The sequence below is a fragment of the Corallococcus sp. 4LFB genome, from assembly GCF_046520365.1.
GTDB classification, from domain to species: domain Bacteria; phylum Myxococcota; class Myxococcia; order Myxococcales; family Myxococcaceae; genus Corallococcus; species Corallococcus caeni.
In genome coordinates this window covers 1-10,292 of sequence record NZ_JBKGHJ010000323.1, presented here as the reverse complement: position 1 = coordinate 10,292, position 10,292 = coordinate 1, and the positions used below count along the sequence as shown (strand labels likewise).

Here is a 10,292-nt window from a genome sequence, read left to right as displayed (position 1 = left end):
CCGCCTCCGGCGCGGGCTCCGGCGCGGCGGCGGGAATCACTTCCCGAGGCGGCGGCGCCACCGGCGTGAAGGTCACGGTCCGCGTGGGCCCGGCGTCGCGCGTCGTGCCAGGGCCCCGGCCCAGCAGCTCCGGCGACATGACGCTGGACATCTCCAGCCCCTCGCGCGCCAGCGCCAGCACCCGCTGCATGTGCAGGATGTAACGGTCCTGCCCCTCGTAGGTGGCGAGCGCCTGCGCGGCGCGCACCAGCCGCTGCGGCACCAGCTCCGGGTCCGCGCGCACCTCCGTGGACACGGGGCGCGCCTCGCCTGACTCCACGCGGCCCGTGCGCACGCCCTGGCCGCTGGCCCAGATGCAGTGCTCGTCCAGCAGCGTGAGCTCCTGGCGGCGCACCCGGCCGTCCTCGTCCACCAGCGACATCAACTCCGCGCCCTGGGGAGACAGGTGCCAGACGGTGCGCAGGCCGTTCTCCCCCAGGGGACCCTCCACCGCGCGCGCGCGATAGAGCTCCTGCATCGCGGACTTCAAGGGGTCGGACGAAGGTTCCACGGCCATGACTGCCGCAGAGTAGGGGCGCGGCGCCCGAAACGGAAGCCGCGCCGTCCAGGCGTGAATGCCCCGTGCGCGGATGCCCGCCTTGTGCCTACCGTCCATTTCACGATGAGCCGCTCCAAGAACCGAGCCCCCGACTTCGTCCGCCAGTTCGAGGGTGCACAGACGCTCGACGGACTGCTGGAGCTGGCCGGCAGCCCCTGCGACACCGCCGACGTGCTCGAGCGCATGCGCGAGGCGCGTGCCGACGGCGCCGACTCCAGCGAGGTGATTCCCACCCTCTTCGCGGGGGAGCCCCGCTTCCGGGACGCGGAGCTGGCGCGCCGCCTGTACCAGAACCTGCTGGGCCTCTGGGACCTGGTGCTGGAGGGCAAGGAGGTGCGGCTGGATGACGGCCCCCGCCCGCCGCGCCCGAAGAAGGAGCGGCTGCAGCCGCCCGCGCCCTTCCACCCCGGTGAGCCCTCCAGCGAATTCGTGGAGGCGGCCTGGCGTTACCTGGAGGACGACGACAAGGCGCGCACGCGGCTGATGCATGCCTACGAGAACCGGCAGGACAGCCTGCTGGGTGCGCTTGACGCCGCTGGCCTCACGGACGAAGGTTACGGGGTCGCCCGCCACCTGCTCTTCGAGCTGCACGCCATGCTGGAGCTGGGCTGGCCGCCGGGGCTCCTGGCCGTGGATGCCAGGGCCCTGGACAGGGAACCGGATGCGCCGCCCGCGCCGGACACCCTCCAGGACTACGTGACGGAAGCGCTGTTCGAGGCGGAGCAGGACGAGGAGCACCCCCTCGCCCCCGAGGAGCTCGCGCAGGTGCGCACCCTCGTCCGGCGGGGACTGGCGGCGCTGTGGCGCGCCCGCAAGGGGAGATGAAGATGGCCCGAGACGACAACGACGGTGGTGGCTTCACCGGCAAGCGCAACAAGTCCTACCGCGAGCTGGACGCGCAGCGCGGCAAGAGCAAGTACCACTCGCGCCAGGACGACCCGGCGCAGCAGAAGCTGGAGCGCAGCGCCAGCTACCAGAAATACAAGACGGCCGCGGACGCCCTCTTCACCGGCGGCGAGCTGCCCGAGGGCCTGGCGAAGACCTTCGACCCCGAGGGCAAGCGCAAGGCCCAGAAGGACGCGCTGCGAAAGGTGCAGGAGTCGGAGACGCGCGCGGACTGGGTGAAGGGCGTGGTGGACTACCTGGAGAAGTACCCGGACCTGCCCGAGGACGCGTACTTCCTCGACAGCCTGCTGGACCACCCGCGCGAGCGCATCGTGGACAAGGCGCTGGCGAAGCTGGAGCTGCTCCAGGAGGCGGGCACGCTCCAGAAGAAGCTGCCCAAGAGCCTGGACCAGCGGCTGAAGTCCATCGAGCTCACCGGCCTGGACCCCGACATGCAGGGCCGCGCCAAGACGCTGCGCGAGAAGCTGCGCGCCTGATCAACTCAGCCGCGCTGCTGCCCCGCGCGCCTGTTCAATGCGCGCGCCGCTGCCCGCGCGCCTGATCAGCGCGCGCGCTGCTGGTAGATGAGCACCACGCCGCGCTGCCCGCCCTTGCCGGGCTGGTGCGTGAGCCGCAGCTCCGCGCCGGGCCGCGAGTACAGGCCGGCCTCGTCGCCGCGCTTCCACCCGGCCTTCGCCAGCGCGTCGTCGTAGAAGGCCTGGACCTCCTGGCCCGTGAGCGGCACCTCGAAGGTGAGCGTGCGCGACCCTTCCGCGTTGACGCGCAGCACGCCCTGGGCCCGCGGCGGCAGCGGCGCGAAGTCCCCCGCCGCTTCCGGCGGACGCGCCAGCGCGTGGTTGGCTTCCCCCAGGTACAGCGTGGTGGTGCCGTCCGGCTGCGGCATCATCACCACGGTGTAGGTGATGCGGCGCTTTGGATCCAACGCGGTGAGCATGGCCGCGTTGTTCGCGTACTGCGCCTGCTCCTTGCCGGGCGGCACGTAGAGCCCGCCGTCGCGGAACGCATCCGCGAAGCGCTGCACCAGTTCGCGGATGTTCTCCTTCACGTGCACCGCGCGCAGCGCCACGGGGATGCCGCCCGCCTCCACGATGTCGCTGGACTCCACGTGCGCGATGACCTGGAGCTGGGGCCACGCGAAGCGCGGCGCCGCCTGCACGCCCGCGTCCGGCACGCCCGCATCAGGGGGCTGGGCCCGGGCGGACAGCGCCACCATCAGCGCCAGCACCCCGGCCGCCACGCGCCCGCGGACACCCGCCCCGCTCAATGCGGCACGCCTCCCAGCCACTTGTTGCGCCGGCCGTCGCTCCGGTAGTTGGGGGAGACGTTGGGCGCCACGAAGGGGGTCGTCTCCCAGACGGTCTGGTTGCCCGCGTGCGACGCGCCGATGCTCTGCTCGTAGTTGCTCTCCGCGCCGCGGAAGCTCATGAAGAACTGGTCCTCGTTCACGCCGCCCGTCGCGCCCACGCCCGCCATCAGCGCGCTGCCGGCGCTCCCGCCGCCGCCGTTCTCGCGGTACACGCTTTCGGCCCAGCCGTAGTAGTCCACGTTCGCGCAGGGGCCTCCGGTGTTGGTGCTGAGCGGGCACTCGCGCCCTTCCGCCACGCCCGACAGGCCCCAGTCGTCCAGCAGCATGAAGAAGCGCCGGGTGCAGCGCCCGCCGGACGCGCGCCCGGCGGCGCACACGCGGAACTGGTCGCTGGCCAGCCGGTGCGACACCTTGAAGAACTCCGGCTCCATGAAGGTGCCCAGCCGCTCCGCGCGCAGGGAGGTGAACGCATTGCAGGAGATGCCGTCGGACTGGGTGTTCATGGCCAGCCCCAGCGCCGCCGAGCCCGGATCCGCGTCCACCGGGCGGGTGCCCAGGATGTCCACGGGGCTGCCCGCGGGCCGCGTGGGCTCGCAGTCCACCTGCACGCGCGTGGCGCGCGCGATGGCCAGCTGGAAGGTCATCCTGCCGCTCGTCTGGCTGGCCCGGCCGTCGAAGTCCTGGTAGCGCCCGGAGGCCTCCGAGGACGCCAGCGCCTCCGCGTTCGAGCGCTGGAAGACGCCGTTCTCCGGGTTGTGCATCACGTGCCCGGTGGCCTCCCACAGCGCGAAGTTGGCGGCCTCCTGCACCTTGAGCGTCAGCGCGCCCACCTCCGCGAAGTAGATGCCGAAGAGGAGGATGGTGACGAACACCATGGACCCCAGCGCCGTCTCGACGAGCGCCTGTCCGCGGCGCGACCTGGAAGCGCGCGCGCGCATCAGTACCTCCCGCCCGTGCTGCTGCCGCCCCGGTAGCCGGCGCTGTCCAGCCGGCGCAGCGCGTCCGCGTGCTCGGAGAAGCCGGCCTGCTCCAGGCTGCGCGCGGGCTTGTCGTCGCGGGCGCCTCGGTGCTCACCAGCGTGGCGCGCCAGAAGGGGTTGAGGAAGTTGGGCGGCTCCTCCCAGCCTCCGCCCGCCGCCGCCGGCCGGGGCCGGTGGTAGTAGGCGAGCCCCGCGGCCAGCGCCACCTGGTTGCGCTGCACGTCCTCGCGGCCCGTGGGCTGGATGCGGCCCAGCGGCGCGGCGTTGTCGAACTCCGTCTCCTGGTTCGCGAACTTGAAGGTGAACAGCAGGTTCCACGGATCCGGCCTCGCGCGGCGCGAGTCGCTGGCGTAGTCGCGCTGGAGCATCGCGTACAGCTTGGGCTGGCCGTAGTCGTTCTCATCCGCGTTGCCGTGCAGGAGCGCCGCGTTGAAGCCCACCGAATAGGGCCAGATGCCGGGGCACACCACGCACTCGCCCAGCGTGTGGCGCTCGTCCACGGTGGTGTTGTTCTCCGCGCCCTGGCCGGGGGGCGGCTTGTTCGCGCCGTAGACGTGCTGGTCCTCGTTGGACTGCCTCTCGTCGGACATCACCCACGCGTCCGTCGCCGCGGCGGTGATGGGGGTGCCGTCCGGGCAGGTCTCCGTGATGGCGCGGCCGTGGTCGTGCGCCCACGAGTTGCGGCCGGAGATGGTCTGGTAGGTGGAGGAGTCCATCGCCCCCGCGCTGGCGTAGTGCTGGAAGCCCGGGTTGTGCGCGGCCGCGCCCGAGCCGAAGCCCGCGCTGCCGCTCGGGCGGTTGTGCACCCAGGTCCAGCCCAGGCTGCCCATGGTGGCGTTGCGGGTGGCGTTGCCCTGGCCTCCGCCGGTGGGCATCACCGCGCCGGAGGTCTCCGGCACCGTGCCGGTCTTCTCCTGCTGCATCAGGTCGTCGTAGCTGGAGCCGGCGGACGCGCCGCCGGACACCTCCGCCAGCGACTTGTTGGCGCCCTCGGGCGGAGCGAAGAGCTCCGGGTTGACCTCCTTGGCGATGAGGTTCGTCAGGCCCTGGTTCGCCAGGTGCGCGCCGATGAGCCGGTTGTAGATGGCCAGCTCCGCGCGGAACATGGAGCCCGCGCGCCCCTGCAGCGACAGCGTCTGCATGGCCGCCGCCTCGTCCAGGCCGGACCACGCGGGCGCGGGCATGGGGCACGCGGACGTCTGCCGCGCGGCGTACATCTGGCTGCCGTAGCTGATCATCGACTGCGTGCCCGCCATGGCCACCATGTGGGCAATCTGGGCGCGGTTCATCACGGCGATGGCGTTGAACGTGCGCGCCGTGGACACCGCCTGGCTGTAGGCCGCCGCGTCCGCGGCCATCTGGATTTCGACGCGCTCCTTGGCGCGCATGCCGAAGCCCAGCGTGAGCAGCACCATCAGCGTGAGCAGGAGGAACGTCAGCGAGAACAGCACCAGCGCCTGGCCGCGCGCGCCGGACTTCAGAAGCCGTGCAGGCTGCATCCGGCACCTCCCTGGAAGTTCGACGCCTTCACCGGGGTCATCATCCGCATGGCCGCGTGGACCTGGATGGGGAACAGGTAGTGGCCCTGCGCGTTCCAGCGCACCATCCGGTCCCCCAGGTCCCCGCCGGGCCAGTCATCCGGCCCCAGCTCCACGTCGGTGTCCGCCCACCAGTCGGACTCCTTCTGCGCCGGGTTGAGCGGGTTCGCGTTCGTGTAGTTCTTCAGGTGGAACTGGGCCAGGAACATGCGGCTCATCACCCAGTCCGCGAACGGGATGCGCATGTAGTACCAGGCCACCATGCGGATCTCGAGCGTGCGCCGCTGCATCTCCGCGGCCGAGTCCGTGGGCGCGTCGAACATCAAATCCTCGTCGCCCGCGAGGCTGCGCACCCAGCCCACGTCCGGGGACTCGCGGACGATTTCCACCATGGGCCCTTCGGTGAAGAGCGTGCCCTTGGAGCCGCGCACGCGCAGGTAGTTGCGCTTGCGGTCCTCAAAGGCGGCGGCCAGCTGCGCGGGCGTCCGGGTGTGCTCCACCGTGGGCAGCATCGTCACCAGCGCCGCGTGCGTCATCGCCTCGCAGCTGCCGTGGTTGAGGCTGCCCGCGCGCACCGCGCGGTACACCGCCACCTGCGCCAGGATGCGGCCCTGCAGCAGCATGAAGAGCTGCAGCGAGCCCAGCACCATGAACACCACCAGCGGCATGCACAACGCCGCTTCCACGGCGGCCTGACCGGACTCGTGCTGCCGACGCTGGGGGCGGGGGAAGGCCATAAGGGGGAGGCTGCCTTCCTCCTAGATTCTCGATGATTGGGGAATCGGTCAAATGGCCGGAACGCAGACAACGCCGATTCCATTATGACACAACTGTTTGGCTCACCTGTTGAGGGTGAACCCGCAGGCGGCGTCCAGGACCACCTTGGCCCCCGCGAGCGCCCCCAGCAGGCGCTCATAGTGATGGCGCTCCGCGTCAACCTGGGCCTCCACCTCTTCCGGGGGCAGGCCCTGGTGGGAGAGGGAGAGGCGCAGGCGGCTGGCGGCGGCGTCGCGCTCCGCCTCGATGGCGGCCCGGGCCTTCTTCGCGGACCGGGCCAGCTCCGCCTCGGCGGCGGCCTGGGCCACGGGCAGCGCGGCGTCCACGAAGGCGCCGAAGCCGGAGAAGGCCTGGTGGACCTCGTCCCCCTTCAGGGCCTTGCCGTCCGCCTCCAGGGCGGGGAGCACGGCGGGGTCGGCCACGGGGCCCTGGGGGCCGTCCACCACGGCGACGGGCAGCAGCGTGCGCGCCAGGAAGCGCGCCAGTTGGCGGCTGGGCACGCGGGCGCCGGGGGTCGTGTCCTGGGGCTCCGGGAGCTGGACGTGGAAGAGCAGCTCCAGGCCGCGCGCGGGCTTCTTCACGCCGCGCTTCTCGATGTGGCGGAAGCCGCTGCGGCCGTAGGGGCCGTCCTTGAGGAAGCCGAACAGCGCCTCCACCAGCGGGTGGCCGGTGGCGAAGTACTCCAGCTCCTCCGCCTCCACGGCGGTGTCGCGCCAGAAGGTGCCCAGCACGGTGCGGTCCTGCATCACGTCGATGCCGGGCAGGCCCTCGACGTTGAGCGCGTGGCCGAACTGGAAGGCCACCTGGAAGGCCTCCACCTGCTCGTCGGTGTCCACGCCAATGCCCACGCGGCGCGCCAGCTCCGTGACGGTCTCCTCCAGGCGCTCGTCCAGGTCGCGCGCCACGCTCCACAGCCCGTCCTCCAGCGGCGGCGCCTCGTCCTCGGAGTCTTCTTCCGCTGGCTCCTCGCCCATGCGCTCCTGCGCGCGCGCCACCAGCCGGGCCACGGCGGGCTTGTCGAAGCTGCGCACGTCCAAGAGCGGGTCGTACGCGCGCTTCACCTGCTCGCGCGCCGCCTCCACGCGGGCCTTCAGCTCCGCGGCGTACTCCACGCGCGCCTCGCGGGGCAGCAGGGCCAGGTCCGCGATGCGGTCCTCCACCTCCTCCAGCACCGCGTCCAGGCCGCCCACCGTCTCACCGAAGACGCCCACGGCGTCCGCCAGCAGCATCAGCACGTCCGACGCGAGCGTGCCCGCGGGGTCGAAGACGTGGATCTCCACCGGGTGCGTCTGGCCGATGCGGTCCAGGCGGCCGATGCGCTGCTCCACGGTGGAGGGGCTCCACGGCAGGTCGTAGTGGACCAGGTGGTGCGCGAACTGGAAGTTGCGGCCCTCGCCGCCCACCTCCGTGCACAGCAGCACCCGGGGGCCCTCCGGGTCGCGGAAGCGCGCCACCTGCCGGTCGCGCTCCACGAGCGGCAGGTCGCCGTGGTAGCCCAGCGCCTCCACGCCCTCGCGCGACAGCTCCGACTGGAGCGACTCCAGCGTGTCGCGGCTCTCCGTGAACACGAGCACCTTCGCGCGCGGCTCCGCCTTCCAGATGCCGCGCAGCACGCCCACGAACGCGACGAGCTTCGCGTCGCGGCCGGTCAGCTTGAGGTCCGCGCCCTTCAGCGCCGGGTTGGACCTCACCGCGCCCATGAACGCCGCGGGGCTGGACTCCAGGCGCCTGAGCACGTTGGCCAGCGGCGCGCCGCGGAGCGTGCCCGTCGCCAGCGTGGCGAGCGCCGTATCGCGCGCCTTCAGCTCCTCGGCCGTGAGTTGCACCGGGTGCCGGTGGAGCCTGCGCGTGGAGAAGCCGCCCACCACCGCGCGCCGGTTGCGCACCAGCCGGTCCGACAGGCTGTACGTCTCCGCCAGGTGCGCGAGCAGCGCCGCCTTCTCCTCCAGCGTCTGGAGCCGCGCGTCCTCCGGGAAGCGCTTCGCCAGCGAGGCCACGGCCGCCTTCGCGTCCTTGCCGTCGGCCTTGCCCGCCATGAGCGCGCGCACCGCGGTGGACAGCTCCTCCTGGCGCTGGAGCCGCGCCTCGAAGCCCTTCACGGACGGCGCGGTCGCCGCGTCGATGAGGGTGAGCAGCCCGTGGTACTCCGCCGGGTCCAGCTGCATGGGCGTGGCGGTGAGCAGCAAGAGGCCCCACGAGTTCGCGGCCAGCCCCTTCGCGGCGGCGAAGGCCTTCTCGCCCTTCAGGTGGTGCGCCTCGTCGATGATGACCAGGTCCCAGAAGGCGTCCTCGGCCGCCACCTCCTCGCGGTGCTCGCGGGTGCGGCTGAGCAGCTCCAGGCTCGTCACCACCAGCGGGAAGCGCGCCCACGGGGAGACGTCCGGCGCTTCCTTCAGCGACTGCTCGTAGCGGTCCGAGTCCATCAGCGTGAAGAGCTGGTTGAACTTGTGGAACAGCTCCACCAGCCACTGCACGGTGAGGTGGCTGGGCGCCACCACCAGGCACCTGCGCGCCAGGCCCACCAGCCGCAGCGCGCTGAACACCATGCCCGCCTCAATCGTCTTGCCCAGGCCCACTTCGTCCGCCAGCACGAAGCGCGGCCGGCGCGCGGACAGCACGCGCTGCACCACGCCCACCTGGTGCGGCTTCACCATCACCCGGCTGGCCAGCAGCGCGCCCAGCGCGTCGCCGCGGCGCTCGTCGTCCAGCACCAGGGCCTGCTTGCGCAGCATGAACGCCTTCGCGTCCCCCACCCGCCCGTCGCGCAGCGTGGACAGGAGGTCGGAGCGCGGCGCCAGCGCGCGGACCTCGGACTCCGGCAGCTCGTCCTCCTCGCCCGTGTCCTCGAAGCGCACCACGTAGCGGCGCAGGCCGCGCGCGCCCGGCTCCTCGCCCAGGATGGTGGCCTTGCGCCCCTTCGGCGTCTGGATGGGTTCGCCCTTCGGCAACTGGTACGGCACCAGCGCGCCGCCGCGCGTGGACACCAGCACCGGCGCATCCTCGCGGGACGGGAAGGCGATGAGGGCCTTGGCCCCCTGCTCCTGCAGCGACACCAGATGCCCCACGCCCCATTCGGGCTGCGGGAGGTAGCGAACCTTCAGACCTTCGACGAGAGACGCCATATGCGTGCAACACCCGGATGCGAGGAGGGGGGCGCTGCATAACGTCCCGGCGCCCGGAAGGCCATTTCACGAGCACCTCCTCCGCTTCCAACCCCTTGATTCCAGGCCCGGGTTCCCGGCGGCCCCGGAATCCGGTCCGCCACCAGACAGCCCCACCGCGTCCTGCCCGCCGAAAACTTCCCCTCCTGCCAGGTAGGCTCCATGATTTCATGACAAACAGGTAAAAACGGGGTTATAGGATACCCTGCCCGGCAGTGCGATGTCGCTCACCCCACCTTTTCGGTGATGTTGAGGGTCCTTCTGCACAGAAGCGCTCGGTGCCGTCGGGGGGGAGTGCCACATGCTGCGACGTTGGACCTTCGCGCAGAGGGTAGGTGCGGGTCTGTCCGCGTGCCTTCTGGCCGGACTCATCCTGCTTGCCACCCTGGTGTCCGCGACCCACACGCTGGCGGTGGAGGACGGGGCCTTCCTCCATCACGTCTCCGACATCCTCAGCGGCCTCCTGGGCCTGGGTGCCCTCCTCGCGCTGGTGATGGTGCTGCGCAACGCGCTGGGCCCCATGCACGCGGAGCGGCTGCAGAGTGAACAGCGGTTGCACCTGTTCATGGATGGCGTGAGCGACTACGCGCTGTGCTTCCTGGAGCCGGACGGCACGGTGTCCTGCTGGAGCACGGGCGCGGAGCGGCTCACCGGCTGGACGTCGTCGGACATCGTGGGCCAGCGCGCGGAGGTGCTGCACGTGCCGGACGCGGTGGCGCACGGACTGCCCACCTCCCACCGCGAGCGGCCGCGCGCGAGCGGCGCCTGCAGTCGGAGGGCTGGCGGGTGCGCAAGGACGGCTCGCGCTTCTGGGCGGAGACGCTGCTCACCGCGCTGTACGCCGAGGGCGGCACGCTGCAGGGCTTCGCGGAGGTGACGCGCGACATCACCGAGCGCAAGCGCACCGAGCGCATGCAGGCGCTGCTCGCGGAGGCGGGCCGCGTGCTCCAGCCCCAGGCCGGGGCCAAGGAGCTGGGAAACGCGCTCACCCGCCTGTGCGTGCCGGAGGTGGCGGACGCGTGCGTGC

At 71.9% G+C, this 10,292-nt stretch carries 12 protein-coding genes; 7 read left to right on the top strand and 5 right to left on the bottom strand.

The features are described 5' to 3' along the window. Positions 1-517, bottom strand: a 517-nt coding sequence (locus ACLEQD_RS28510; RefSeq protein WP_410388272.1) for a hypothetical protein, incomplete at its 3' end; no start/stop codon positions are given. Positions 518-661: 144 nt separating this feature from the next. Here ACLEQD_RS28510 and ACLEQD_RS28505 point away from each other — a divergent pair. Together ACLEQD_RS28505 and ACLEQD_RS28500 are read left to right on the top strand one after the other, a co-directional pair. Beyond that, a complete protein-coding gene (locus ACLEQD_RS28505) occupies positions 662-1,423 on the top strand; it encodes a hypothetical protein (protein WP_410388275.1) in 762 nt (253 codons plus the stop codon). A gap of 2 nt (positions 1,424-1,425) precedes the next feature. Beyond that, positions 1,426-1,980, top strand: coding sequence for a hypothetical protein (locus ACLEQD_RS28500; RefSeq protein WP_410388271.1), 555 nt, complete (start codon positions 1,426-1,428; stop codon positions 1,978-1,980). A 65-nt stretch (positions 1,981-2,045) separates the two neighbouring features. Here ACLEQD_RS28500 and ACLEQD_RS28495 read toward each other — a convergent pair whose 3' ends face one another. Both ACLEQD_RS28495 and ACLEQD_RS28490 read right to left on the bottom strand, forming a co-directional pair. Next, positions 2,046-2,741 (bottom strand): hypothetical protein, encoded by a 696-nt coding sequence (locus ACLEQD_RS28495; protein WP_410388269.1) that lies wholly within the window; start codon positions 2,739-2,741, stop codon positions 2,046-2,048. Positions 2,742-2,764: 23 nt separating this feature from the next. Beyond that, the gene (locus ACLEQD_RS28490; RefSeq protein ID WP_410388267.1) at positions 2,765-3,748 is read right to left on the bottom strand and encodes a hypothetical protein; all 984 of its coding nucleotides are present in this window, start codon (positions 3,746-3,748) and stop codon (positions 2,765-2,767) included. A 608-nt stretch (positions 3,749-4,356) separates the two neighbouring features. Here ACLEQD_RS28490 and ACLEQD_RS28485 point away from each other — a divergent pair. The 3 genes from ACLEQD_RS28485 to ACLEQD_RS28475 all read left to right on the top strand — a co-directional run bounded on the left by ACLEQD_RS28485 (position 4,357) and on the right by ACLEQD_RS28475 (position 5,019). Next, positions 4,357-4,491 (top strand): hypothetical protein, encoded by a 135-nt coding sequence (locus ACLEQD_RS28485; protein ID WP_410388266.1) that lies wholly within the window; start codon positions 4,357-4,359, stop codon positions 4,489-4,491. A 48-nt stretch (positions 4,492-4,539) separates the two neighbouring features. Further along, positions 4,540-4,725 (top strand): hypothetical protein, encoded by a 186-nt coding sequence (locus ACLEQD_RS28480; RefSeq protein WP_410388264.1) that lies wholly within the window; start codon positions 4,540-4,542, stop codon positions 4,723-4,725. A gap of 147 nt (positions 4,726-4,872) precedes the next feature. Beyond that, positions 4,873-5,019, top strand: coding sequence for a hypothetical protein (locus ACLEQD_RS28475; RefSeq protein WP_410388262.1), 147 nt, complete (start codon positions 4,873-4,875; stop codon positions 5,017-5,019). Between the two features lie 247 nt (positions 5,020-5,266). On the opposite strand, the gene ACLEQD_RS28470 is transcribed toward ACLEQD_RS28475, so the two are convergent. Both ACLEQD_RS28470 and ACLEQD_RS28465 read right to left on the bottom strand, forming a co-directional pair. Then, entirely contained in the window at positions 5,267-6,064 is a 798-nt protein-coding gene (locus ACLEQD_RS28470; RefSeq protein WP_410388260.1) for a TadE/TadG family type IV pilus assembly protein, read from the bottom strand. A 102-nt stretch (positions 6,065-6,166) separates the two neighbouring features. Then, a complete protein-coding gene (locus ACLEQD_RS28465; protein ID WP_410388259.1) occupies positions 6,167-9,226 on the bottom strand; it encodes a helicase-related protein in 3,060 nt (1,019 codons plus the stop codon). A 340-nt stretch (positions 9,227-9,566) separates the two neighbouring features. On the opposite strand from ACLEQD_RS28465, the gene ACLEQD_RS28460 reads away from it, so the two are divergent. Together ACLEQD_RS28460 and ACLEQD_RS28455 are read left to right on the top strand one after the other, a co-directional pair. Beyond that, positions 9,567-10,142 (top strand): hypothetical protein, encoded by a 576-nt coding sequence (locus ACLEQD_RS28460; protein ID WP_410388277.1) that lies wholly within the window; start codon positions 9,567-9,569, stop codon positions 10,140-10,142. After that, positions 10,031-10,292: PAS domain S-box protein (locus ACLEQD_RS28455; RefSeq protein ID WP_410388274.1), on the top strand; the 262-nt coding region annotated here is incomplete at its 3' end. The genes ACLEQD_RS28460 and ACLEQD_RS28455, both read left to right, overlap by 112 nt.

Bases quoted from the DNA above. Each gene is read 5' to 3' on its own strand.
- ACLEQD_RS28505 (WP_410388275.1), top strand. From the start codon at position 662: ATGAGCCGCTCCAAGAACCGAGCCCCCGACTTCGTCCGCCAGTTCGAG.
- ACLEQD_RS28500 (WP_410388271.1), top strand. From the start codon at position 1,426: ATGGCCCGAGACGACAACGACGGTGGTGGCTTCACCGGCAAGCGCAAC.
- ACLEQD_RS28490 (WP_410388267.1), bottom strand. From the start codon at position 3,748: ATGCGCGCGCGCGCTTCCAGGTCGCGCCGCGGACAGGCGCTCGTCGAG.
- ACLEQD_RS28475 (WP_410388262.1), top strand. From the start codon at position 4,873: ATGGCCAGCTCCGCGCGGAACATGGAGCCCGCGCGCCCCTGCAGCGAC.
- ACLEQD_RS28470 (WP_410388260.1), bottom strand. From the start codon at position 6,064: ATGGCCTTCCCCCGCCCCCAGCGTCGGCAGCACGAGTCCGGTCAGGCC.
- ACLEQD_RS28465 (WP_410388259.1), bottom strand. From the start codon at position 9,226: ATGGCGTCTCTCGTCGAAGGTCTGAAGGTTCGCTACCTCCCGCAGCCC.
- ACLEQD_RS28460 (WP_410388277.1), top strand. From the start codon at position 9,567: ATGCTGCGACGTTGGACCTTCGCGCAGAGGGTAGGTGCGGGTCTGTCC.